Raw genomic sequence first — 25,488 nt, forward strand, 5'->3', positions numbered from 1 at the left:
TAGTTTTATTTTAGTTTTGCTAGTGTGTGCAAAAGTAGTTAATTCTGTGATTTCTGCATAATAATATTTTCCCCAACTATTCACTTACTTTTAAACATAAAAAAGCCTACCACATAAGCAGTAGGCTCCACAGTTAGTTAGTTCTATTATTTTATGTATTCAATGGTTGTAGATACCTCATTTTGACTATCGAAAAAGCCTTGGTCAGCCATCCATTTATCGCTGTAAACCTTACTCATATATCGCGAACCATGATCTGGGAATATCACGACCACCTTGTCTGTAGGTTTAAACTCCCCTTCTTCATTGAGTTGCTTTAAAGCTTGCATGGCCGCACCACTTGTATAACCGACAAAGAGGCCCTCAGTATTGGAAATTTCTCGTGCCGTATGCGCACTTTCTTCATCTGTCACCTTTACAAAAGTGTCGATAAGATCAAAATCCGTAGCTGTTGGAATCAAGTTCTTACCCAAACCTTCAATACGGTATGGATAAATCTCTTTATCGTCAAATTCTCGGGTTTCGTGATACTTCTTCAACACGGATCCATAAGCATCCACACCTATAATCTTCACATCTGGATTTTGCTCCTTTAGAAACTTGGCGACCCCTGAAATAGTTCCACCTGTACCACTACAAGCTACCAAATGAGTGATCCCACCGTTAGTTTGGTCCCAAATCTCTGGGCCCGTTGTGTGATAATGTGCATCAATATTTAATTGGTTAAAATACTGATTGATATATATAGAGCCTTTTATTTCTTCGTGAAGTCGCTTCGCTACCTGATAGTAAGATCTTGGATCATCGGCATTGACATGCGCCGGACAAACATAAACTTTTGCCCCCATCGACTTTAACATGTCAATTTTATCCGCAGACGATTTAGAACTTACAGCTAAAATACATTCATATCCTTTAATGATACTAACCATAGCAATACTAAAACCCGTATTACCCGAAGTCGTCTCAATAATGGTATCACCTGGAGTTAAAATCCCTTGGCGCTCAGCTTCTTCTATGATGTGTAATGCAATTCTATCTTTGGAAGAATGACCTGGATTAAATGCCTCTACTTTAGCATAAAAATCACCGTCGTAGCCTGCGGTCATCCTATTGAGTTTGATAAGTGGAGTACTACCAATGAGTTGCAGTACGTTATCAAATACATTTTTGTTGTTGTCCATAAATGCTATTTAATCAAGTGCGAAAAAAAACACACTCTAAAACCTCGCAAAACTAATACTTTTTTTTTAATTAGCTCAAAATACCTTCTAAATCTAAAAGAAAAGCAAATTCCTCTGCATCTTCCTTTAGACTTTCAAAACGGCCCGATGCCCCACCATGCCCTGCATCCATATTTGTCTTTAAATATAATTGGTTAGAATCGGTCTTCAATTCCCTGAGTTTAGCCACCCATTTTGCTGGTTCCCAATATTGTACTTGAGAATCGTGTAAGCCCGCTGTCACCAATATATTGGGATATCCTTTTGGCCCAATATTGTCGTACGGTGAATAGGACTTCATATACTCATAATAAGATTTGTCGTTAGGATTGCCCCACTCATCATATTCCCCTGTAGTTAATGGAATGGAATCGTCGAGCATTGTGGTGACCACATCGACAAAAGGAACCGCCGCAATAACTCCATTGTAAAGTTCAGGCGCTTCATTGATGACAGCACCAATCAACAAACCACCAGCACTCCCTCCCATGGCATAAAGGTGCATAGCCGAGGTATATTTCTCACTAATTAAATGCTTAGAGCAAGCGATAAAATCTTTAAAGGTATTTTGCTTATGGAGCAATTTGCCATCTTCATACCATTGACGACCCAAATATTCACCTCCCCGAACATGTGCAATGACATAGATAAAACCGCGATCCAACAAACTCAAGCGGATTGATGAGAAGTAAGGGTCTACGGTTGAACCGTAACTCCCATAGGCATATTGCAATAAGGGGTTGTTGCCATCTTGTTCAATTCCCTTTTTGTACACTAAACTCATCGGGATTTTTGTACCATCCTCAGCAGTGGCCCAAATACGTTCCGATATATAATTGTCTTTATTGAAATGGCCACCCAATACCTCTTGTTCTTTAAGTACCACTTTCTTTTGAGTCCGCATATTGAATTCTATCACGGACGCCGGCGTGGTCAGGGAATTGTAAGCGTATCTCAACAGCTCCGTATCAAAATCAACATTGGTACTTGTAAATGCGGTATAGGTTTCATTGTTAAAGGGCAAATAGTAGTCCTCGGTACCATCCCATCGTTTAATCCGCAAGCGATTAAGCCCATTATGGCGCTCACTGATGACCAGATACTCTTTAAAAATATCAATATTTTCAAGGAGTACATCATCCCTATGCGGAATGACATCTTCCCAATTTGTAAAAGCCCTCTCATTTTCAAGACACTTCATCAGCTTAAAATTGGTGGCCTTATCTTTATTGGTCAAGATATAGAAGTGCTCCTTATAATGCGCCATACTGTATTCTAGTCCCCTAACACGTGGTTGGAATACTTCGAATTGTGCTTCTGGTGTATCGGCATTGAGAATGTGATACTCGTTAGTTAAGGTACTGTAACACGCGATGATAAGGTATTTTCTGGATTTGGATTTATAAACCGTAGTTCCGAACGTGTCATCGGCCTCTTCAAACATTAACACATCCTCTTTTTTTCCGAGTTGGTGCTTGTAGATCTGATAAGCCCTAAGGGTGACCTCATCTTTCTTGGTATAGAACAATGTTTTATTATCATTGGCCCAACTTGAAGAGCCTGTGGTATTTTCGATTTCATCAGACCATAAGTCTTGGGTTTTTATGTCCTTGACTCGAATGGTATATTGTCGCCTTCCAGTTATATCGACTCCAAAGGATACCAACTTGTTATCGGGACTAATACTAATACCGACCAATTTAAAATAGGGTTGTCCTTCGGCCATGGCATTACAATCAAACAACAACTCTTCGGTCTGGTCTAAAGTGCCTTTTTTTCGCGTGTAAATGGGATAATCCTTTCCTTTTTCAAATCTGGTAATGTACCAATAACCATTGTATTTATATGGAACAGAACTATCATCTTCCTTTATTCTTGCTTTCATTTCTTCAAACAAATCGTTCTGAAAGTCCTTGGTATGAGCCATTTGTAAATCGCAATAGGCATTCTCAGCATTGAGATAAGCAATGACTTCCGAATCCTCTCTATCATTCATCCAGAAATAATTATCAATACGCACATCGCCATGCTTTTCTAAGGTATAAGCCTTTTTTTTGGCTGATGGTGGTGTATTACTCGAAGTCCCTGTCATGTGTTTTAAGAAAAAATGATTTAAAAAGAGGCGCAATTTAGTAATTTTGTACGGTAATTTTTAAACGACAAAGATATGTTTGGAGACATGATGGGTATGATGAGCAAGTTAAAAGAGGCTCAGAAAAAAGTTGAAGCGACCAAAGAACGCTTAAATTCTGTTTTGATTGACGAAAACAGTAATGACGAAAAATTAAAAGTCACGATTACAGCAAACAGAACGATTAAGTCTATTACTATAGATGACGAACTCTTAGAGGATAAAGACATGCTCGAAGATTATTTAATCTTAACGCTTAACAAAGCTATTGAAAAAGCCACAAGTGTTAATGAAGCTGAAATAGCAGCAGTTGCCAAGGAAGGTATGCCCAATATTCCAGGAATGGATATGTTCAAATAAGAGCAATGGTGTTTTGTAAATACCTTATGCGATTCTAAGCTTTAATTGTAGATAATCTGAGTAGGATTTGAGCAATATTCTTTGATTCTGCTGTAACCTGTTTCATATTATTTGCATACTGAGCTACAGTATCTTATGCCAATCACTATAGCAGGGCCTTTCTTTTTTGTCGCCTTAAACTTATGATGTTATTGGTTCTCCAAAAAAACTTGCATACAAGTACCAAAGGATCCTTGATGGCGAAAAGTAAGGGTGTGTTATGCTTTAAATAACCCGTTTTAAATATAAAAACAGGTGTTTTCTTTAGACGCTTTATTAATGCGTTAAGATGTAAGAAGGTCATTTCTTTCGCTTCTCGAAACTCAATCTTTTTGCCTAATGATAATAAGCAGTATAAATAGGGGAAATTAACGCCTGCTAAAGCAGAGGCCTCTGTATTTAGCCAAAATTTTGTGTTGATTTCTATAACTTTAAATTGTCTATCCTTGTAATCGTAGCGAAAATCGATATTTGCAACACCTGACCATTCTAAACTTTTCATGAGCTTCTTCAAAGTTAAAAGTAAAGACTTCTCATTAACGAAGCTGAATTCAAATTGAGGCGTAACTTTACCTTCTTCACTTGTAGCGGCCTTTTGCATGGTGTAGGCCAGAACTTCACCCTCTGAGCACAAAACATTGCAACTCATGTCATAACCTCTAATGTATTCCTGAAACAATATCTTACTATCTCCATATACTTTCATATAATCATCAATTGCCCTTTCATTTTCCAATAATTTTACGCCTTGACCACCTTCAAAACCTACCACAGGTTTGGCGATAATAGGAAAGTCTAAGTCTATTGAATTAGGTTTATGGAGGTGATCAGAAACAAAACTCTTGGGGGCAGGTAAATCATGAGACTCAAGATGTGTATAAAGCCGATCTTTATGCCTAGCTGTTAAAAAATTGGAAAGATTAGGCAAGGGACAAAGCTTTGCTTTATGTTTTAGATACTCTGCATTCCTAATAATCCTTTCCGCACCATCATCAAAAATTGGCATAATGATATCTATATTAAAGTCCTCTACGGTTTGATTAATATGATTTATCCAATTTTCGTCTGTTGTCTCTGGGTAAAACAGAAATTTTTTAACATATCTCGAAGACTTAAGGCAATTATTTCGTTTAGAATATTTAAAAAAGATCTGTCTATGCGACGACATGACATAAATCCGCACGTGCCGTATGAGTGAAAAACTGTATACGACATTGTACAACAGTGTAGATTCACCATCAGGTATTAAAACAGAAATGTTTTTGAGATTAGATTTCAATTTAAAATAAGCTATTAGATAGTTTGAGCATAATCTTTATTTTCAGATAATTATACCATAATACATCTGAAAGCGCCAAAATTAGTCATTAAAATACAAATGAAAAGTTTCATCGACTAATTGAAACATTATAAGGTTATTCTGACGAAAAACTTACTTGCTTATCCCATGAAAAAGCTAGGGTAAGTAAAGATTCGACTAGGATGTCTGTGATATGAAATTACATCGGTGAAATTTGAGTTTCATCTATTTAACTAATAAAATGAATCTTTTGTCAATTTTATTCTGTGTTAATTAATTTAACAAATACTTTCGTAGTTATTATTAAATAAGTGCTATTAACCTAATTTTAATTATGAAACATTTTACAAAACTAACCTTGTTTTGTTTTTTATTGATTCTTGCTGGGTGTCAGAATGAATCTACCGAAGAAACAATACAACAAGAAGAAAGTCAAGGCGCCGATTTACGATTTGAAAACGGCGAGGTCGTATCCGACGGATTACTCGAAAAAGATGAATTACTTTTTAACGAGAACAGTGAACAGCTAGTTCAAGCTTTTGCAAAAACATCAAACTCTGATGATTGCGTAGCAGATTTGCTACACACAGGCTTTGATACCACTGTAAACGTTGAAGTTGTCAACAAACCAGGAACTAATGCTTATTTCGATATCTCCATAGATGGTGGCGATGTGATTCAAGCTTATTGTTCTGACAGATTACCTAGTCTTAATGAAGACGATGATTTCTTAGATTTTACAGTAGTTTCTAGCTACGATGCCACTGTTTTACCTGGTGGTGCATTTGAGGGCGTTTATGCAAATCCTCAAAACTTCGATAAAGTCAACTGGATATTAAATAATATTGAGACTGACGGAGCACCTTACACTTATGGCCATGTACAATATGCTATTTGGACACTTATTGAAGATCCTTTCATTAACGATTTTACGGATTTCTTAACACCTAACCCAGGAGATTGGGATATTGATGCTGATAATGCTTTAGGTGATGAAATCGTTGCTGCTGCAATAGCCAATGGTGAAGGATATACACCTGGATGTGGTGATAAGTTAGGATTACTCCTTATTCCTGAAGATTTTGAAAATAAACAAGCCTTATTAATCGTTAAACACATACCTGAGGGTGAAGAAGAGTGTGAGGATTGCTATGGTAAAGTCAACCATATCACATTTAAGTGGGATTGGCATCATGACTACAGAGTGCGTTTGTATCAGCGTTATGAGAATACGCATTATGCAGTTAAGATATATGATAATGTTGTACAGCCACACGAAGAAATCTCTGTAAACGGAGCAAATCATAATGGTACATTTGGCAAGTGGATTTACGTCTATGTTGGTCACTGTTACTACACCAAATTCAGAACAGATTGTCATTTGAAAATTGGACCAGGTTACAAACGTGGTGTCATAGAAGTTGTAGGCGGAACAAGCACACATGGTGGTGAACTATGTGAATACGAACCTCCACATCACTGGTGCTGGTGGTGGTAGTTAAACACCCCGCATAAAATAAATTCAACCCCTAACACTAACATATTACATATATAGTGCTTAGTGCAATAATATAAAAGTAAAGGAGACCAATGGTCTCCTTTTTACTTTTATAAATTGAAATTACCATAAAACACGGGCTTTTCTATTAAAATAAACCCTCGGTCTTATATCTCCTTTAAAGTCTTGAGTAAGCTCGTGTGCATATCATCCGAATAGTCGAGATGCGTTACAATTCGTAATTTGTTGCTCCCCATACCAATAATATGAATATCCTTCGCGCTTAAGGTATTTAAAAAGACCGTTTCATCAATAGCATCCTCCAATTCAAAGATGATAATATTGGTTTCTATGGGTTCTACTTTCTTTACAAATGCTAATTGCGCTAAGACCTTTCCTATGTCTGCAGCCTTGGCATGATCGTCCTTAAGACGTTCTACATGATGATCTAATGCATATAAGCCCGCTGCTGCCAAATACCCCACCTGTCGCATACCACCACCGAGAATTTTCCGAACCCGTATCGCCTTTTGCATCAATGCCTTGTCTCCAATAAGTACCGATCCAATAGGACAACCTAAACCTTTACTTAAACACACAGAAATGGTGTCGAAAAGCGCGCCGTACTGTTTTGGACTCTCCCCTTTAAGGACTAAGGCATTCCAAAGTCTAGCGCCATCTAAATGGTAGCCTAAATGATGCTGATCCGCTACGGCTCTAATAAGCTTCAACTCCTCAAAATCCCAACAGGCACCACCACCCTTGTTGGTTGTATTTTCAATGGCGATTAAGGAGGTTAAGGGACTGTGATAAAAATCTGGAGGATTAATGGACGCTTCAGCCTGAGCTGCCGTAAACATTCCTCTATGGCCGTCAATGAGCTTACAAGATATCCCACTGTTAAAGGAGGCACCGCCTCCTTCGTAATTATAGATATGAGCGTACTTATCGCAAATGACCTGTTCCCCGGGATTGGTATGTAGCTTTAAAGCGGCTTGATTGGCCATACTCCCCGTTGGAAAAAACAGCGCCTCATCCTTTCCGAACATCTCAGCCAATCGCGCTTCTAAAGCATTCACGGAAGGATCTTCCTTATAAACGTCATCACCTACTGCTGCTGAAAGCATCGCCTCCAGCATACCCTCGGTGGGTTTGGTGACCGTATCACTTCGTAAGTCTATTGTCATTGCCTTTCTATTTTAGAGCCTAAATATATTGAATGATTGGCAACTATAGAATGTATTGCTGGCAAAATCCCATGTGAGATATAGACAGAAAAAAAGCATCTCTTAAAGAGATGCTTTCAAATGCTATTAAGCTAGTTTATAAATTCTTCACAGAAAGTTAGCTATATGGAACGCAAATATATGCTTAATAATCCTAGTCTAAATTAACATATGTTAATTAGCTATAGTTGTTTTGACGAGAAATCTTTAGATTCAGCATAGCTAAACCGTAAGGTTCAGCGCAGCTAAATCTCAGGATAATGAGATTCCTCCTCATGCTTCGTTCGTAATGACAAGGTTCTTATATTTTATTAACTAATTGATAATTAAGTGTGTATATTTATAAATATATCGAACTCATGCTATTTTAATCAAAAAGAATTCTCCGATGCTTGCATCGGGGTTTCCGTTGAAATTGTCATTCCCGTGAAAACGGGAATCTAAATAACAGAATTTTGTTTTTTTGATCCTTAAGACCAAAATGAAACCAGCGAAATACCCCTGTAGCTTGCCCTGGGGATAGTTGGTTTCAAGAAATTCTTTTATTTAGTCGATATAGCTACAGCTACTATGGCCTATAGGTGAACCATCAGGAATCTTGGGCGATGCCGGTATCTTAAATTTTTCGGGATGTTCGTAAAATGCCTTAATCATCATCTGGTACTGAAGACTATAGGCATCGGTCTTTGTCATCATTTTTGAAAGCTCCATAATAGCCTTGTTCGCTATGGCCTTGGTTTGAAAATAGCTCTCTTCATTGATGGCCAAATTCATCAAATATTTTAAAACATTGGCATTGACCTGATGTTGAATATCTGATAAATACCCATCGGCTTCTTTATTTTCGAAGGATACTTTTAATAGGGCTTCAATAAGCGTTTCCAAGCTCAACTGTTTTGCATCCAAGCCCTTTTGCAATACCAATCGATTGGCGCGCTGGGGATGCAATAAAAAGCGTAGGGTCATATCACTAGCCGTATTCGCCGCACTTAAGGGGTCGAAAGCCACACCGGTTTTGCCCTTAAAGGACTCTCTGCTACGACCATAGCCATAAGCCCTTGGTGGAAACAGCGCTAACTTATTTTTTGGAATAGCCAAGGTCTCCGCATCAAGTGTCTTTAAGATGGCATCAAGTGCTTTTTGTTGTTCTTTTAACACGATAGGTCTTGTCGTCACCTGCCCATCCCCTTTTACGGCATAATTATAATCCAATCCGCCAATCACTTTGGTAGCCGCTTCTACCTGATAACGATGAAAAAAATACAAAGGCACAAACACGTCCTCTAAAACCGAATAGGGCTCATAGCTTCTCATATTATCTTTAGAAAAATTCTGAATCGCTTTTTGTCTTACCGTTAAAACCTTATCCAATTCCTCTGCAGCATCACTCCCATTATCCCATAAATGCGCTAAAGCGTGTGCCCCACCTGCAGCTCGGGCATCAGCATCCGAAATAAACCGTAGACCTTTATCCTGAGCTTGCTTTAAAATACGGTTTAAAGCCGCTTTTTCATCGGTTTTTTTATCAAATTCAGAATAGCTGTAGGCCACCGTCACCTTATCCCAATCTCCAATACCCGTCGCATAAGCCTTGCTGAGATCGATCTTGCCCTTGGTCAGTTCAATTTGTGGATGCGGATAATCCATTACTGAAGCTCTAGTATTGGTACTGGCAGCAAAATTATGGACAAACCCTAGGGTATGTCCCACTTCGTGAGCGCTCAACTGGCGAATCCTGGCCAATGCCATCTCTAACATGGGTTGGTAATTATTATCGTCTTTGGCAAAAGGGATATTCATTAAGGCTTGGGCAATCATAAAATCCTGACGTATGCGCAAACTGCCTAAACTGACATGCCCTTTAATGATTTCACCCGTTCTAGGATCCACCACACTACCACCATAGCTCCAACCGCGCGTAGAACGGTGTACCCACTGAATGACGTTGTAACGACAATCCATAGGATCTGCATCTTCGGGCAATAATTTTACCTGAAAGGCATCCTTAAAGCCAATGGCCTCAAAGGCTTCGTTCCACCAACCCGCACCATCGAGCAAAGCCGAACGGACCGGCTCTGGAGTCCCGGGATCCAAATAATAGATAATAGGTGCCTTGGCCTCACTGCGCTTTTGCTTAGGATTTTTCTTTTCCAAACGATGTCGAATAATAAAGCGTTTCCTGATAGGCTCCTGAATCGGGGTCGCATAATCCATATAAGACATGGAAATAGCACCGCTACGCGGATCAAAAACGCGTGGCTGATAATTATCATCAGGTAGTTCTACAAACGAATGATGCTGAATTACGGTCACCAACGAAGCTGTTGGACTCACCGTCCGTAAATTTCTGCCTGTAGGCTGTCCCTTAAAGGTCAGTAGCGCTTCGAACTCCACATTTTGTGGAAAGGCTTTAGTGCGTTCCAAAGCCAAAGCACTTTTAGAAGCATCGATTTTATAAGTGCCCTCTTTCCTACCCTTTAGACGATTAGACACCCCATGGGCATCTTGCATCAAAAATGGAGTCAGGTCAATGATATATTCATCCTTATCTTGAGATAAAATCTTAAACCCAAATAATACGGACTTAGCAAAGGCTTGCTCTATACTCTTCTTTTCTAGGGTATTTTCGGTATTCGCTCTATAGTTTAAGTTGGGCTGAACCAATAACAATTTGTTTCCCGCTTTCTGAAAATAAACCACGCGCTCATTACCCAACTGCCCACGATCCAATCCAATATCATTGCTACCTACACCCGAAGCCAAGGAATTGACGTAAAGAAATTCACTGTTGAGACGTTCGACTTTAAGGTAAATCTTGTCGGTGGACGCCTCGTAATAAAAGTCGAAATAACCCTCATAGGATTTCAAATTTTTCTTGCCTAATATTTGGGCATTAACCTGAAAACTGATAACTAAAAATAACGTGAGGAGCGCTAGTTTATTCATGTTCAAAAAATTGAATCATAAAACTACGGAATTTCTAAAAAACCGATTCAAAGTTATGGTGGCTTTCAGACGAGGACTTATATTTGCAGAAATACAATAAATTTTATGATAACATCTGATCAACTAAAAGATCTTAATTCCCGTCTAGACGCACTTAGACAGTATCTTTGACTTAGATGCCAAACTTATAGAAATCGCTAACGAAGAAGAGCAGACCTTCGATCCCAATTTTTGGAATGACTCTAAAAAAGCGGAACAGGTCATGCGATCCATTCGAGAAAAAAAGAGCTGGGTCAATGATTTTGACACAGCTAAAACCCTGTTTGAAGATTTAGAAGTCCTCTACGAATTCTTCAAAGAAGGAGAAGCCCCTATGGAAAATGTGGAAGCGCGTTTTGACAAGGCAGTGAATGCGATCGAAAAGCTGGAATTTAAAAACATGCTTTCGGAAGAAGGAGACAGCTTAAGTGCGGTCTTACAGATTACCGCAGGTGCAGGTGGTACTGAGTCTTGCGATTGGGCCAGCATGTTGATGCGTATGTATTTGATGTATGCCGAGAAAAGCGGTTTTAAAGTCAAAGAGCTCAACCATCAGGAAGGCGATGTTGCCGGTATAAAGACGGTTACCCTAGAAATTGAAGGCGATTACGCCTTTGGCTGGCTTAAGGGAGAAAACGGCGTACACCGCTTGGTGCGTATATCCCCTTTTGATAGCAATGCCAAACGCCATACCAGTTTTGCTTCGGTCTATGTCTATCCTTTGGTGGACGATTCCATTGAAATCGACATCAATCCCGCCGATATCGAAATCACCACAGCGCGTTCAAGTGGTGCTGGTGGTCAGAACGTGAATAAGGTCGAGACTAAAGTCCAATTGGTCCATAAACCCACGGGCATACAAATCCAATGTTCAGAAACACGATCGCAGCACGATAATCGCGCAAGAGCCCTTCAGATGCTGAAGTCACAATTGTATGAGATAGAACTGCAAAAGCAAATGGCTCAACGTGACGATATTGAAGCCAATAAAATGAAGATTGAATGGGGAAGCCAGATCCGAAACTATGTGATGCAACCCTATAAATTGGTAAAAGACGTACGTACGGCCCATGAAACTGGCAATGTAGATGCGGTGATGGATGGCGATATCGAACCCTTTTTAAAGGCTTATTTGATGATGATGGGGCAACGGGTTGAGGATTGACGTTAGGAGTTAGGAGTTAGGAGTTAGGAGTTAATGTAGTAAACATAATTGAAGATTAAGGAACTTAAATTATTAAAAACAAACAGCTAAGAGCTAATGGCCAAAACCCAAGAGCCAAAGCCCAAAAGCTAATAAAGAAAAAATGAAGATAAACACAATCATATTTGACCTGGGAGGCGTTTTAATCGACTGGAATCCCGAATACGTATACCTAGATGTGTTTGAAGGTGACCGCGAAAAGATGCAATGGTTTTTCGATCATGTGTGTACTTCGGATTGGAACGAAAATCAAGATGCTGGCTATCCCATGCAAAAAGCAACTGAGGAACGCATTGCTTTATTTCCAGAACATGAGGAGCTAATTCGCATGTTCTATGGCCGTTGGGTAGAGATGCTTGGTGGTGCTATTGAGGATACAGTGACCATTTTAAAACGGTTTATTGATCATCCTGATTATAAAGTGGTGGCCTTGACCAATTGGAGCCATGAGACCTTTCCTATTGCCCTTGATACATTTGAGTTTTTGCATTGGTTTGAAGGCATTATTGTTTCAGGGGAAGAAAAAACCAGAAAGCCTTTTAAGGATATTTATGAGATTACCTTAAAGCGTTTTGATATTACGGCAGAACAAGCCATATTTATTGATGATAACCTCAGAAATATAGAGGCCGCAGAAACTTTGGGCATTAATGGCATACATTTTGAATCCCCAAAACAATTGATCGAGCAATTGAAAACATATTCTATAACAATTTAAAAGACATCATTTGATCCGGAACTAGCTATGATAAGTATTTACCACAATCCAAGATGCCGCAAGTCTAGAGAAGGCTTAGCCCTTTTAGAAGGAACAGGCCAAGCTTTTGAAGTCATCAAATATTTGGACGATCCGTTGTCTAAAGCCGATTTAGAGGCTATTATCGCTAAATTAGGCCTAAAGCCTATTGAACTGGTCCGTAAAAATGAAGCCATTTGGAAGTCGGACTATAAAGGCCAAACTCTTTCGGATGAAGCGATTATTGAAGCTATGGTAACACATCCTAAGCTTATTGAACGACCCATTGTGGTCAACGGTAGTAAAGCCGTTATTGGTCGGCCAAAGGAATTGATATTAAATATTATTTAATTAATGATAGAACAAAACAGGTTAAAATAAAACATAAAAGCATGTCATTCCGAGTCCCGATAGCTATCGGGATTGTTCCGTCGAAATGACTCAGATTGTCATGTCGAACCCCTACTGAAATCAAAATACTATTTTGATTGAAAGTATCTTGTGAAGCAAGTGAGACATCACATTATATAGTGTTTTACAGAACAAAACAATGTTATTTAGCGGTGCTGAACCTGAGATTTCTCGTCACTCGTTCCTCGCTCTGTCGAAATGACAAAATTTTTTAAGTTTACAGCAACTAACAGCAATACAAAGACAAATAAGAATTTCAACAAAAATAAGAACTCATGAAAAAGCTCATCTTAATCGCACTAGCCCTTCTTTTAGGCTTTAGCAGTTATGCCCAAAGACGGGATAGAATGGGTAACCCTATTGTCCCCAGAGAACCCACGGAAGAAGAAATCGCCAAATACCAGCGCTTAATTGAAGAGCGCAAAGACGAATACATTGCCAATTTTATCACGACTTTAGAGGCTGACGATTTTCAGAAAGAGATCATCAAGCAATACCTCAATTCGTATTTCGATAAAAAAGAAGAGCTCTTAAAAGTGAGGTATGAGCGCTCTTTTGATCGCCAACAGGCCATGAAAAAGTTGGATGATACCCATTTTAAGGAATTGGAAGAGCTGATCTCTAAGAACGACATGACAAAGATCAAGGAGATGATCAAAGGAGATTTTGACGAAAAGGAAGTCAAGAAGAAGAAAAAGAAGAAAAAGAAAAAGAAGAAAAAAAAGAAGGACGAAGAGGAAAATGAGGGCTAAAACTCAAATACCAAAATCCCAAATTCCAATACCCAATGGCTAATGGCTAATGGCTAAATATCAAAGCCCAAATCTCAAGTACCAGGTCCCAAATGCCAAAAGCCAATGGCCAAATCCTAAAATCCAAATTCCAAGAGCTAATGGCTAAGAGCTAAAAGCCAATGGCCAAATTCCAAAACCCTATGGCTAACAGTTAAGAGCTAATGGCTAACAGGCAATACCCAAATCCCATCACCCAATACCCACTGCCCACTGAACACTGTCTACTGCTTACTGTTTACTGAACACCGCCCACTGAACACTGAACACTGTCTACTGCTTACTGAACACTGAGTTCTCTTTAACATAAGATTAACCATAATCGCCGCAAGTAAACCTATTTTTGCGCATCAAAACCTGAAACATAACCATTAACCTGTGATGCGATTAGTTCTATATACCTTTTGTGTACTGTTCTTAAATACGATGGCAACCTTTGCCCAAAAAGAGGTAAAAGTAGAAGGCAAAGTGGTCGAAGAAGGTTCTAATTATCCACTCGAATATGCCACCATTACCTTTAAAACCGTTGCTGACAATAAAGTGGTGACCGGTGGTATCACGGACCAGAACGGCCAGTTTAGCATCCCAGTTCCTGTAGGTACCTATAATATTGCCGTCGAATACATTTCGTATAAGGCCAAAACCTACGACAATAAGGCCATCACTAAGGCGATTAACCTGGGCACCGTAAGTTTAGCCCTCGATATAGAATCACTAGACGAAGTGGAAATCATCGCCGAAACCACCACCGTAGATATCAAACTCGATAAAAAAATCTATAATGTCGGGAAAGACCTAACCGTTCGTGGTGGTACTGTGAGTGATGTCTTGGATAATGTTCCCTCGGTATCCGTTGATGTGGAAGGAAATGTAGCGCTGCGTGGTAATGATGATGTTCGTATATTAATCAATGGTAAACCTTCGGGTTTGGTCGGTCTTAATTCTACCGATGCCTTACGTCAATTACCTGCTGAAGCCATAGAACGTGTGGAAGTGATTACCTCACCATCCGCACGCTATGATGCCGAAGGCTCCGCTGGAATTTTAAATATCATTCTAAGACGCAGTAAACTTCAAGGTTTAAACGGGGCGATTACCGTGAATGGGGGTTATCCGACACAAGCAGGTATTTCTGGAAATATCAATTACAGAACGGGTGATGTCAATATCTTTAATACCACGAATTACAATTACAGAGAAGCGCCCGGTAATGCCTTTAACGATACTGAATTTTTTGATCCTGAACCAGGGAATACGGCCTTTAGTATCGAGGACCGTGAGTTTGACCGTACACGAAAAGGCTATAGTACCAATACGGGCATTGAGTGGTATGTCAATGAGAGCAGTTCTATCACGGTGGCTTTTGTATATCGCGACAGTGATAATGAAAGTATCACCACCAATGACATTGATCGTTTTGATAGTAATCGTGATCTGATTAGCCGTACGTTTCGCCAGGATAATGAACTTGAGGATGACAGAACGGTACAATATTCCTTGAGTTACGACAAGCAGTTTAATGAAAACAGTCAGCATAAATTGACCTTCGATTTTCAATACGAGGATAGTCGTGAGTTAGAGCAATCCATCATTGGCCAAGATGGTTTTATTGCCGAATTTGTGGAAACAGACGAAAACCAAAACCGTATCCTCTTACAAGCCGACTATGTGGAACCTATTGGGGAGAGCGGCCAATTTGAAGTAGGCTATCGCGGGGAGTTTTTTGATCTGTTGACGGCCTATTTGGTGGAATCGAGTTTTGACCAAGGCAATACTTTTGAGGTGAATACCGACCTTAGCAATACCCTGGATTTTAAACAACAGGTTAATGCCTTTTATACCCAATACGGGAATAAGATTGGTGAGAAATTTTCCTTCTTGCTAGGCCTGCGTTATGAAGGCACGCGCATTACTATTGACCAGATTACCAGTGGTGACTTTGACAAAAAGGAGTACCATCAGTTATTCCCAACGGTGAACCTGGCCTTTGAACTCTCAGAAGATGAGAACATCACTTTGGGTTATAACCGACGCGTCAGACGACCACGCTCTCGTTTTATCAACCCATTCCCTTCAAGAAGTTCGGCCACTAACCTATTTCAGGGGAATCCTGATTTAGATCCTAGTACCTCTGGTCAGTTTGATTTGGGTTACTTTAAAAAGTTTGGTAAGGTAAGCTTAAACGGTTCGGTCTATTATCAACGCTCTAAGGAAGCCTTTAATTTTGTGGCTTTGGAAACCGATAATTTCTACATTTTTGAGACCAACCAAACCATCAATGTTAATGACCCCAATTTTGATGAGCTCAACGAGCAGTTCGATTTGGTACCTGTCATCCGACGCACACCGATTAACTTAGCTACCAACGATCGTATAGGAGCCGAATTCACCTTGACCTACAGACCTAATAAAAAATGGAACCTCAACGGGAACTTTAATCTGTTTAACTCCAGTACCCGTGGGGATTTTGAAGGGCAGAACTTTGATGCCGATAACCTGAGTTGGTTTATACGCTTAAATAATAAATACACCTTACCAGGTGAGATCGATTGGCAGACACGCTTGTTCTACCGTGGTCCAAGTGAAACGGCCCAAAGTCGCAATCAGGGGATATTCTCTATGGATTTGGCCTTTAGTAAGGACTTGTTTAAAGATAAGGCCTCTATTGCGGTTAATGTACGGGATGTCTTTAATACGCGAATCCGTCGTTCCGATAACTTTACGGACACCTTCGACAACTATAGCGAATTCCAATGGCGAGTCCGTTCTTTTAATGTGGCCTTTACCTACCGCTTTAACCAACAAAAGAAACGCGATCGTAATGGTCGTGGTAATGGTGAAGATTTTGATTTTGAGGGCTAATCTGCAAGTGTCATTGCGAGCAGCTCGTCCATCTAATCGACCCTACTGTCATTGCGAGCGGTTCGTCCATCGACCGCGTGTCGCCTAAAGCTTTAGCGGTGGCACAAGCTTTGCCTACTTCGCCGAAGTAATCTGCTACGAAGGCTGAAAGCGAAGATGGAAGCGCGGCAATCTGCTGTCATCAAAACCTCAAATAAACAAAAACGGTTCCTCGTCCTTAGAGGTCTTCTTCACTTGCTTAGGGGTATCAACCGACTTTAAAGCCGTATTTTGAAACAACTTCTTAAGTAGCCCTTGCCATTTGTCCTGTAGATAATACATTGTTTTCATAACGTTATTCTTTTTATACAAGAAATACGTATGTGATAGTGGGTTTAGACTTCCCTAGGACTTATAAATCAAAGATTTAGCATGGATTTAACATTCGTGAGCTGGACCTTAGGATGAATTGCAGTTTTAATGTATGATTTGGTGGTGAGGGTTTTGGTTTTGAGGTGTGACACTATTCTTATGGAACAGCTACTTAATGCCTTCCGCAAAGCGGCTTTAACTTATCTGCCATCATTTTCTCAATAATATTTAAATAAATTGGGTTGTCTAAACCCTCAAACTCAACAACATTTAATGTGATTTCGAAATCCAAACCGCGCGCATAATGTACCAATTGTAGGCCTTGCGTTGATGTCACTTTATAATAACCTAAATGTTGGTTTATTCTACCAACAATGTTAGTTGGTATTTTAGGTTTCAAAGCTCCTCGCCTTATCCCAACGTAGAGAACATTACTATTTTCGTTTTTGTTTGTTGCGGGCACTACTCTATTATGCTTAATTCCTTTTTCTCTTCTATAGTTGTTAAGTAAAATGTTTAATGCATTAGCTTTATCATTAGATTCTAGTTCAAACCAATACAAACAATGGTTCTTTTTTAAATCTAACTCTTCAAAAAAGTATCTAAAATCAGAATCTGTGTTTGGGCTATACCAATCTTGATCATTGATATCTTTACCATACTGAAATGGTTTCAAGATTTTGGTGTTGAATGTCTTTGAATAACAGCTGGCCATTTTATTAGTTATTATTCTACCTACAATTGACTTAAAACAATATTCTATTTTATTTATTTCTCTTTCAATATTATTCATTATTACATAAATATTTATTGATCATATAATCTGTTATTGGTTTGAGTGTCTTACCAGTTTCAGGGTGCAAGCCATAATCGGTAAAGAATTGAAGTTCTTTTTTGATGTTCTTGCCATACCAAACTCTAACACTTCCATCCTTATTAAAGAATTCATACTTACAATCAGGGTTTATTTTTTTAAATTTTTCTATACGTTCTTCTTTATACAATTTGAGTTGACTAATACTATACTTCTCTAAATCAAACTTTACTTCAACATAATGGTCCTCCTGCCAAATCATCCAACGTTGACTATTAAACGATGGAATTATGATAAGTATACCAGCTATTAAAATTGTGATTAACAATATTTTCAAACTATTTTTTCTGATATAGATAATTATTCTATTATACCTATTTTGAGGAATTTCATTAGGTTCAGATAGTTTCTTGTCATTTTCATACCCTATATCTTCTACTTTTGATTTATCTCCACCCAAATCAATAGGTAAAATGACAATAGTATCGTCATCGTCATTTTCACCTTTTGAATCTAGTTCCTCTTCTATTTCTTCTTTTTCAACTATATATTTATTATATGGCCTAGGCTTAAAATCAATCATCAGGGCAATTAATTCTAGAGCATCTGATGATTGAATTGAACCCTCTCTCTTTTTTAAAAAATTACAAATAGGCCTCAACTTTTCTAGGTCATATTTCTTAATAACATTTCTTAAACTATCATCTTCATTTGGACCAAAAAAGTTCTTAAGAATTGATCTGTCTGATGTGCTCAAATCGCTATCGAAAAGATTCAAACATACCTTACGAACATTATTTGGGGTTAGCTTGTGTAAATTCCCAGTAAGTTTACCAGATTTATTATCAATTAAATACTTCTCTTTAATCTCATTTTCGTACGTGACACTGTTTTTCATTTTTAAGCTTTTTTCGGTTGATTAAAGAATAACTCGGAATGTTCGGAATATTCGGATTCTCTTTAAAAACAAGCTCTAACCTCTATATACATTTGTCTCAGAATCAATTCTAGTTATGCTTTGCTAACATAACTAATGTACAAAATTGATTGTTACGGAATACCGTAATGTAGTAGCTATATAGTCGGCCTGGGGAGCTTCAATAAGCTATTACAATACATTTTCCCACTTCCCAATTGAAACGGATGTATAACCCAAAAGGGTTGCACAAAACTCATCTGAAACAACTTCGGACAGCAACCCTTTTACCAAAATTTTAGAGATTATGAAAAAGCTGATATATTTATTGGGAGTACTTTTCATTGCGGTAAACGTTAGTTCATGTAATCCAGAGAGTCTAATCGATAATAACGAGCTTCAGGGCTGCTGCGACCAAGAAGGTGACTTACAACCGCCGCCTCCACCTCCACCGCCACCAGGTAATGGTGGTTAATAACAGATTTTGTTGTTATTTTAGAGGAATGAAACTTAAAGCATCATTCCTCTTTTTTTCCCTTTTAGTATGGTTTAGCCATTTTAGTGCTAAATCACAACAAGAGGGCATTGATAGCACCTCTTATTACAAAGAATTAATAGGATCACCTAAAAATAGTGAGGATCTTATCAGTGCATTTTCTTTTTTTAAAAATCAATTAATAAACTATCAGAAAATCAATCATCCATTAGGAGAGGTATACGCCTTAATTTCTATTGCCCAAGCACAGAAGAAAATTGGTTTTTTAAACGATAGTGAAAAGTCTGCTATTGAAGCCCTAGAAATTTTAGATAAAACGGAGCCTGATGATTATTACACCCTCAAGTATAGTAACACGCTTTATAATCATTTAGGAAAAATATATAGGGAATTAGACAACTATGCAAAAGCGCACCAATATTATAATACTGCATTAGATAAAATTGAAAAAATAGAGTATCGCATAACCATTTTAAACAATATAGGATATGTTTACCATGAACAAGAAAAATACAGGTTAGCAATTGACTATTATCAGAAAGCATATGAGGCTAGTATAAAAATTTCAGATACCATACAAGAAGCGAGGGCACTTGATAATATGGGTTTTTCCCAATCCAAGATTAACGATGCAGACGCTCTAAAAAATCTTGAGTCTGGATTGCGGCTCAGAAAATTGATGAACTATGACGATGGTGTTTTTACCAGTTATATGAACCTTGGCCATTATTATTTGGATAGAAACAATCAATCTAAGGCCGCTTACTATATTTCTAAAGCTGATCAAATTGTAGTTCAATCAAATAAAATTCCTCAAAAAATTGACTTATATGAGTTAAAATTTCGTTGGGGCGACTTTACGAATTATTCCGAGTATCGACTAATTTCTGACAGTATAGCAAATTTTGAAAGAAAAAGTAAGAACACATATGCTGCATTAAAATATGAAAAAGATAAGGAGATTAAACGCGCAAATGAAAACGAGTTAAAATTTAAGAATAGTAGACTTAACGAAGAAATTGAAAAATCTAAACGGATTACTTACCAAGGACTAGCAGTTCTAATTCTAATGCTAACAGTTTTTGTTATAATCAAAATGCTGGATAAGCATAAAAAAGATAAAATCAAGGCAGCTTATCGACAAGAAGCCGAATTATCAAAAAAAGTTCATGACGAATTGGCAAATGACATGTCCGACCTTATGAGTTTTGTAGAAAATGACATCGAAGTTACAACAACTCAAAAATCATTGCTTTTAGACAACATCGAAGATATCTATTTACGTACAAGGGATATTTCTACCGAAACAGCAAGTATCGATTTAATCGATTTCCCTGATAGTCTATCTAACCTACTTTTACAACATAATAAAGCAGGCACCAAAATTGTCATAAATGATATTAACACTATAAATTGGAAGAAAGTACCAGATTATAAAAAAATGGTGATTTACAGGTGCTTGCAAGAACTCATGGTGAATATGAAAAAGCATAGCCGGGCAAAATTAGTAAGCGTTGTATTTAAAGAAAAAAAAGCTAGAAAAGAGATTCGTTATGTGGATGACGGCATAGGCTTTTCTACTAAAGTCACTAAATTCAATGGTTTGGCAAATGTGGAATCCCGTATAAAAGGTATAGGAGGAAGTTTTAATTTCACAACTTCAGAAGGAAATGGTTTTAAGGCCATTCTAAAGTTTAACAGTTAAATACTTCTTATGTTTCAAAACGTTATAATAGCCGAAGACCAAAATTCGATCAATAAAGGTGTAGAACAAACACTGATTGAACTGGGTATTTCTAATGTCATAACATCACAATATTGTGACGATGCGCTTCTAAAAATAAAGGGAGCCTTACACACCAAGCAACCCTTCGGGCTTTTAATAACAGATTTGTCTTTTAAAGAGAATCATCGCGAAAGGGAGCTTACGTCAGGCGAACAGCTTATAGAATCTGTAAGGGCCATCCAACCAGATATAAAAATCATTGTATTTTCCGTAGAACATCGTATAGGTAAAATAAAAACCCTTATTGAAACCTATCATATAAATGCCTATGTTGAAAAAGGACGCGAAGAGTTAAATGACCTAAAAAAAGCAATCTATTCAGTTTTAGAGGATAAAAGCTATTACTCTAACAATGTTGAACAACTACTTCGTAATATTGATGATATATCCCAGACGGATCAATATGACAAATTCTTATTACAGCTATTGGCAAAAGGCTTAAAAAGGGATCAAATCGCCGATTACTTTAAAGAAAAAGACTTCCCTGCACGCAGCCTTAGTAGTATTGAAAAGCGGATTAATAAGCTTAAAGTCCTTTTTGATGCGCATACCTCAGAACAACTGGTCGCTATTGCTATCGATAGGGGTTTAATCTAATACATTTCCTAAATATTTTTTTGCCTTGTGGTATTCCGTAAGGAATACTTGACCTGTAGTTTTAGGTTTGGGTATTATTAACATTAAAATTTAAAACCATGAGTAATAATCCTAACAAACCTCCTATTCAACCAGACAGAATACCTCACAAGCCTTCTATTCCAGATAGACCAGTACCAGGAACACCTTCAATACCAAACAAACCAAAAATTCCAATAATAAAATAACATTTTCAATTATGGCAAAACAAAGAAAAACAAGTAAAAAAGCAGCCTCAGCAGCCTCCAGAGTATTAAAGGATAAGAGAACGAGCAAGGATAGTAAAAAAGCAGCTGGAAGCGCTCTATCTCAGAGAGCGCCTAAAAAGAAAAAGTAATCAAAATGAGGAAAAGTATCAAAATAATTTCAGCATTAATTATAACAGCAATACTACTGTATTTTCTATTTGGTGGAGGTCTTGAAGAAAAAGCTAGAAATGAGCTTGACAAAATTGAGCTTCAAGTTGCATTGGATGCAGAAAAACAATATGAAATAGCTAAAAACAGTGGTTCTGATATGGACGCATACGTACAAGCTGGCTTTGTTGCGGCAGCATATTTAGAAGCAAATGATGAAGTTAATTACAGGAAATGGAAAAAAATAGAGACCCAATTAGCTAGAAAACTTGAGCTAGAATAAAAAAATCAAAGAAAGCAAAACCTTACGGAATTCTGTAAGGTTTTGTCTTTTCTTCATTTTATGTTAGAGTAATTATTAATCTTAAAACCTAGAATCATGGGGCAAGCAAAATTTATCATTAAAAAAAGAAGTAACGGAGAATATATGTTCAACTTAAAAGCTGGTAACGGTGAGACAATTGCCACAAGCGAGGGCTATACTACTAAGCAGGGATGTAAAAACGGCATTCAATCTGTCAAGGATAATGCTCCTTATGCTGAAGTTGAAGATTTGACCTAGAGGAAGCACATAGTCTATTAATTAACAGCCTTACGGAATCCCGTAAGGTTTTAGTTTTTAATGGGTTTAAGTTTGAAGCATAAAACGACAAGTTATGAAGATATTTTTATTTGTAATTCTATTTAATATAAGTTATGCTAGTTGTCATAGTCAATCCAACAAATCTGAAATAGTTGCCTCATGTTGCTTAGAAGGTCGTGGGTGCAAAGGTTCGGCATATTGTACAGCTTGCAAAAACTGTACAGGATGTAAACATTGTGCAAAAAATGGCGGTACTTGTGGAGTATGTAGCTCAGGCAATACCAAAAAGAGAACATCAAGCAGAAAACCAAAATCTTATAAGTCATCAACGAACTCAAAAGTTATTTATAAAAAGGGGGATATTTTGTACGTCTCATCTAGTTCATTAAATCTTCGAGAAGGGCCTAGTACAAAATTCAAAATCATTGAGAAGTTAAATAAATACTCAAAGGTTGAATTATTAAAAATTAAAGGCTCTTGGCTAAAAGTTAAGGTTGTGGCTTCTAATTCTATTGGATATGTATATGCCAAATACCTAAACATAAATTAAATGGGCTTCAGATTTCAAAAAAGGATAAAACTTGGTAAAGGCTTAGGTATTAACATTAGTAAATCTGGTATTAAACCTAGCTATAGAACTAAAAAAGGATCTTTAAGCTCAAAAGGGTACTCTATTCGAACAGGTATTCCAGGCCTTTCCTATAGAAAAGCCTTCTCTAAATCATCTAAAAGTGGTTGTACTGTTTTGATTCTCATACTTACGAGCATTCCAATAATAATATTATTAATCAAAATTTAAGCTATGGGCTATCGAAAAGGCTATTATAAAAAGGATGGTACTTATGTACAAGGACATTATGTGAATTCCAGAAGTAAGAAGTTTTATGATAAAAAGAGTAAAGGTGGATGTCTAGGAACATTACTGCTAATTGCACTATTGATTTCTATTTCTTGCTCTGATGATTCTAATTGTGAAAGTAAAACTTGTTCAGATTTCTCAACGCAATCTGAGGCACAATCTGCTTATAACAGTGACCCTAATTGCTATGAAAATTTAGATGCGGACAATGATGGCATTGCCTGTGAAAACTTACCAAACTAAATAATAATGATATCTACAGAATTAAAAAGTCACTTTCTTAGGCTTTATCAAATGGCTTTTGCCGATGATAATTTTCATGAACTAGAATTAAAGATGCTTTATGATTTTGCAAAACAACGTGGAATAACAGAAGAGCAGCTAAACAAAATTTTATTGAACCCAACTTTTGGCATCTCAAATATTCCAAGTACAGTAATTGAAAAGATAACTTATTTGTATGAATTGTGCTTATTAATATGGGTCGATGGCATGGTAGATAATAATGAAAGTACAGTTTTAAAAAAATATATTCGTCTATTTGGTTTTGAAGATGAAAATGTAGATGAATTAGCCTCGTATTTATTAGCCGAAGCTAAGCAAGGAAAACCTATTGAGACTATACTTAATCAACTTTAAAACACTACTAATGCTAAAAAAATTAAAGGAACTTGCAACACTAAAAGAAGATCTGCCTAAAACAGAAAAAAGTCTAAGTGAAGAGACTCCCATGCATGAACGGAAAAGAACATATAGAGATGCCGGCTATAAAGATAGCGAGGATAATCATGGAAATCCAACAGCATTAAAAATTCATTTAGATGCAGTTTATGCCAAATTTCAAAATGAAGAAAAGGAGAATAAAAAAAAGCAAGAAGCTCTTAATGAACCTTATAGAAAAGAAAAAGCCGAAAAAGAAACTTTAATAAAAACGTCAAATGTTTTACTGGAAAACCTAAAAGAAAAAAAAGAAGCTAGAGTAAAGAAAATCGAAGTTATTAAGTATGAAATAGCAGATTTGCCAAATAATCCTGAAAAGTACGGCATAGAAGCTAAAAAAGGCGCATCTGTAAAATTTTGGATTGGTTTAGGATTATTACTTCCTATAACCGTATATCTATTAACCTTTTATATTTCTACCTCATACTCTGCATTTTTTAAACAGTTCGAAATTGGAGCTAGTAGAATTAATGCAGTTCTTGCCCCTGAAGCATTTACTAGAGCTTGGAGTGAAAGTGTTCTTGAAGGCCTATTTGTCACCTTTATCCCATTCGTATTTATGGGCTTAGGATACCTTATACATATGTTCGGAGAGAAAAAGAGTGGGACAAACTTCTTCAAAACAATTATACTTTTTTTTATCACATTTGTTTTTGATGCCATACTAGCCTATCAAATTGAAGAGAAGCTTTACAATTTAAATAAAACACTTAATAGTCCGAATTTTGACTTATCAATAGCTTTTCAGAAAATAGAATTTTGGGGAATCATCTTTGCTGGTTTTATAGTCTATATCATCTGGGGCTTAGTTTTCGATTTTATTATGAAAGAACATAAAGAAAGGGATAAAATTAAGCTTGCAATAACTGAGCGAAAATCTAAGCTAGAAATAGAACAAAATGCTTTTGATGAACATGAAGCTGCTATGCATCAGTTAGAAGAAGACATCGTTAAATATCAAGGTAATATTAATGAACTCAATCGTTTAATTGACGCTGTAATTATCCCTGTTAAAGAGTATAATTTGTTTGCTTCCGAATACATGCAAGGCTGGATTACGGCTATAAGTAGTCTAGTCGGAAAAAAAGAAAGAAAGCAAGAATTAATTAAAAATAGTTCTACTATTTATGAATCTCACTTGGAGGAAGTTGGTTCTTCAGGACAGTTTCAAAATAAACTATATGTAGCAAATTATTAAACATTAG

The 25,488-nt window shown here is 37.3% G+C and carries 26 protein-coding genes; 18 read left to right on the forward strand and 8 right to left on the reverse strand.

The features are described 5' to 3' along the window. Nucleotides 1-146 precede the first annotated feature (146 nt). Together ACO052_RS15100 and ACO052_RS15105 are read right to left on the reverse strand one after the other, a co-directional pair. Entirely contained in the window at nucleotides 147-1,184 is a 1,038-nt protein-coding gene (locus ACO052_RS15100; protein WP_422104619.1) for a PLP-dependent cysteine synthase family protein, read from the reverse strand. Nucleotides 1,185-1,254: 70 nt separating this feature from the next. Continuing rightward, nucleotides 1,255-3,315 (reverse strand): S9 family peptidase, encoded by a 2,061-nt coding sequence (locus ACO052_RS15105; protein ID WP_422104620.1) that lies wholly within the window; start codon nucleotides 3,313-3,315, stop codon nucleotides 1,255-1,257. Between the two features lie 75 nt (nucleotides 3,316-3,390). On the opposite strand from ACO052_RS15105, the gene ACO052_RS15110 reads away from it, so the two are divergent. Next, the gene (locus ACO052_RS15110) at nucleotides 3,391-3,714 is read left to right on the forward strand and encodes a YbaB/EbfC family nucleoid-associated protein (RefSeq protein WP_422104621.1); all 324 of its coding nucleotides are present in this window, start codon (nucleotides 3,391-3,393) and stop codon (nucleotides 3,712-3,714) included. A 145-nt stretch (nucleotides 3,715-3,859) separates the two neighbouring features. Here ACO052_RS15110 and ACO052_RS15115 read toward each other — a convergent pair whose 3' ends face one another. Beyond that, nucleotides 3,860-5,032 (reverse strand): ATP-grasp domain-containing protein, encoded by a 1,173-nt coding sequence (locus ACO052_RS15115; protein ID WP_422104622.1) that lies wholly within the window; start codon nucleotides 5,030-5,032, stop codon nucleotides 3,860-3,862. 355 nt (nucleotides 5,033-5,387) lie between these two features. On the opposite strand from ACO052_RS15115, the gene ACO052_RS15120 reads away from it, so the two are divergent. Continuing rightward, nucleotides 5,388-6,551, forward strand: a complete 1,164-nt coding sequence (locus ACO052_RS15120; RefSeq protein ID WP_422104623.1) for a hypothetical protein — start codon at nucleotides 5,388-5,390, stop codon at nucleotides 6,549-6,551. A 167-nt stretch (nucleotides 6,552-6,718) separates the two neighbouring features. Here the strand turns inward: ACO052_RS15120 and ACO052_RS15125 are convergent, their stop codons facing one another. Next, nucleotides 6,719-7,738, reverse strand: a complete 1,020-nt coding sequence (locus ACO052_RS15125) for a threonine aldolase family protein (RefSeq protein ID WP_422104624.1) — start codon at nucleotides 7,736-7,738, stop codon at nucleotides 6,719-6,721. A gap of 585 nt (nucleotides 7,739-8,323) precedes the next feature. Next, nucleotides 8,324-10,723: a zinc-dependent metalloprotease gene (locus tag ACO052_RS15130; RefSeq protein WP_422104625.1), complete on the reverse strand. Its 2,400-nt coding sequence runs from the start codon at nucleotides 10,721-10,723 to the stop codon at nucleotides 8,324-8,326. A gap of 105 nt (nucleotides 10,724-10,828) precedes the next feature. Here ACO052_RS15130 and prfB point away from each other — a divergent pair. From prfB to ACO052_RS15155, 5 genes are all read left to right on the forward strand, one after another. Then, nucleotides 10,829-11,927, forward strand: a protein-coding gene (gene prfB / locus ACO052_RS15135) for a peptide chain release factor 2 (protein WP_422104626.1) whose coding sequence is annotated in 2 segments (ribosomal slippage) — nucleotides 10,829-10,891 and nucleotides 10,893-11,927 — 1,098 coding nt in all. Because the reading frame shifts where the segments join, the coding sequence is not laid out codon by codon here. Nucleotides 11,928-12,069: 142 nt separating this feature from the next. Next, nucleotides 12,070-12,684 (forward strand): HAD family hydrolase, encoded by a 615-nt coding sequence (locus ACO052_RS15140; RefSeq protein WP_422104627.1) that lies wholly within the window; start codon nucleotides 12,070-12,072, stop codon nucleotides 12,682-12,684. A 27-nt stretch (nucleotides 12,685-12,711) separates the two neighbouring features. Next, nucleotides 12,712-13,053, forward strand: coding sequence for an arsenate reductase (glutaredoxin) (gene arsC, locus ACO052_RS15145; RefSeq protein ID WP_422104628.1), 342 nt, complete (start codon nucleotides 12,712-12,714; stop codon nucleotides 13,051-13,053). 335 nt (nucleotides 13,054-13,388) lie between these two features. Continuing rightward, nucleotides 13,389-13,865 (forward strand): hypothetical protein, encoded by a 477-nt coding sequence (locus ACO052_RS15150; protein ID WP_422104629.1) that lies wholly within the window; start codon nucleotides 13,389-13,391, stop codon nucleotides 13,863-13,865. Between the two features lie 420 nt (nucleotides 13,866-14,285). Further along, complete coding sequence (locus ACO052_RS15155; protein WP_422104630.1) at nucleotides 14,286-16,766, forward strand: TonB-dependent receptor domain-containing protein; 2,481 nt, start codon at nucleotides 14,286-14,288, stop codon at nucleotides 16,764-16,766. Nucleotides 16,767-16,955: 189 nt separating this feature from the next. Here ACO052_RS15155 and ACO052_RS15160 read toward each other — a convergent pair whose 3' ends face one another. The 3 genes from ACO052_RS15160 to ACO052_RS15170 all read right to left on the reverse strand — a co-directional run bounded on the left by ACO052_RS15160 (nucleotide 16,956) and on the right by ACO052_RS15170 (nucleotide 18,829). Beyond that, complete coding sequence (locus ACO052_RS15160; RefSeq protein ID WP_422104631.1) at nucleotides 16,956-17,096, reverse strand: hypothetical protein; 141 nt, start codon at nucleotides 17,094-17,096, stop codon at nucleotides 16,956-16,958. A 193-nt stretch (nucleotides 17,097-17,289) separates the two neighbouring features. Then, a complete protein-coding gene (locus ACO052_RS15165; protein WP_422104632.1) occupies nucleotides 17,290-17,910 on the reverse strand; it encodes a hypothetical protein in 621 nt (206 codons plus the stop codon). Then, the gene (locus ACO052_RS15170) at nucleotides 17,903-18,829 is read right to left on the reverse strand and encodes a hypothetical protein (RefSeq protein WP_422104633.1); all 927 of its coding nucleotides are present in this window, start codon (nucleotides 18,827-18,829) and stop codon (nucleotides 17,903-17,905) included. Before ACO052_RS15170 ends, ACO052_RS15165 begins: the two co-directional genes overlap by 8 nt. A 325-nt stretch (nucleotides 18,830-19,154) precedes the next feature. Here ACO052_RS15170 and ACO052_RS15175 point away from each other — a divergent pair, with 325 nt between their 5' ends. The 11 genes from ACO052_RS15175 (at nucleotide 19,155) to ACO052_RS15225 (ending at nucleotide 25,481) form a co-directional block, all read left to right on the forward strand. Then, entirely contained in the window at nucleotides 19,155-19,322 is a 168-nt protein-coding gene (locus ACO052_RS15175; RefSeq protein ID WP_422104634.1) for a hypothetical protein, read from the forward strand. A 28-nt stretch (nucleotides 19,323-19,350) separates the two neighbouring features. Continuing rightward, complete coding sequence (locus ACO052_RS15180) at nucleotides 19,351-21,048, forward strand: tetratricopeptide repeat-containing sensor histidine kinase (RefSeq protein WP_422104635.1); 1,698 nt, start codon at nucleotides 19,351-19,353, stop codon at nucleotides 21,046-21,048. A gap of 9 nt (nucleotides 21,049-21,057) precedes the next feature. Further along, on the forward strand, nucleotides 21,058-21,726 hold the full coding sequence (locus ACO052_RS15185) for a response regulator (protein ID WP_422104636.1): 669 nt from the start codon (nucleotides 21,058-21,060) through the stop codon (nucleotides 21,724-21,726). A 238-nt stretch (nucleotides 21,727-21,964) separates the two neighbouring features. Next, nucleotides 21,965-22,102, forward strand: coding sequence for a hypothetical protein (locus ACO052_RS15190; protein WP_422104637.1), 138 nt, complete (start codon nucleotides 21,965-21,967; stop codon nucleotides 22,100-22,102). A 5-nt stretch (nucleotides 22,103-22,107) separates the two neighbouring features. Next, complete coding sequence (locus ACO052_RS15195; RefSeq protein ID WP_422104638.1) at nucleotides 22,108-22,404, forward strand: hypothetical protein; 297 nt, start codon at nucleotides 22,108-22,110, stop codon at nucleotides 22,402-22,404. Nucleotides 22,405-22,500: 96 nt separating this feature from the next. Continuing rightward, the gene (locus ACO052_RS15200; RefSeq protein WP_422104640.1) at nucleotides 22,501-22,683 is read left to right on the forward strand and encodes a YegP family protein; all 183 of its coding nucleotides are present in this window, start codon (nucleotides 22,501-22,503) and stop codon (nucleotides 22,681-22,683) included. 94 nt (nucleotides 22,684-22,777) lie between these two features. Then, nucleotides 22,778-23,254 carry an SH3 domain-containing protein gene (locus tag ACO052_RS15205; RefSeq protein WP_422104641.1) on the forward strand — a complete coding sequence of 159 codons (477 nt, stop codon included), beginning with the start codon at nucleotides 22,778-22,780 and terminating at the stop codon, nucleotides 23,252-23,254. Further along, nucleotides 23,255-23,503, forward strand: coding sequence for a DUF4236 domain-containing protein (locus ACO052_RS15210; protein ID WP_422104642.1), 249 nt, complete (start codon nucleotides 23,255-23,257; stop codon nucleotides 23,501-23,503). 3 nt (nucleotides 23,504-23,506) lie between these two features. Then, nucleotides 23,507-23,806: an excalibur calcium-binding domain-containing protein gene (locus tag ACO052_RS15215; protein WP_422104643.1), complete on the forward strand. Its 300-nt coding sequence runs from the start codon at nucleotides 23,507-23,509 to the stop codon at nucleotides 23,804-23,806. A 6-nt stretch (nucleotides 23,807-23,812) separates the two neighbouring features. Beyond that, complete coding sequence (locus tag ACO052_RS15220; protein WP_422104644.1) at nucleotides 23,813-24,202, forward strand: hypothetical protein; 390 nt, start codon at nucleotides 23,813-23,815, stop codon at nucleotides 24,200-24,202. 10 nt (nucleotides 24,203-24,212) lie between these two features. Next, entirely contained in the window at nucleotides 24,213-25,481 is a 1,269-nt protein-coding gene (locus tag ACO052_RS15225; protein WP_422104645.1) for a beta-carotene 15,15'-monooxygenase, read from the forward strand. The last annotated feature ends 7 nt before the right edge of the window (nucleotides 25,482-25,488 follow it).

It is taken from the genome of Winogradskyella sp., assembly GCF_965228925.1.
GTDB lineage: Bacteria > Bacteroidota > Bacteroidia > Flavobacteriales > Flavobacteriaceae > Winogradskyella.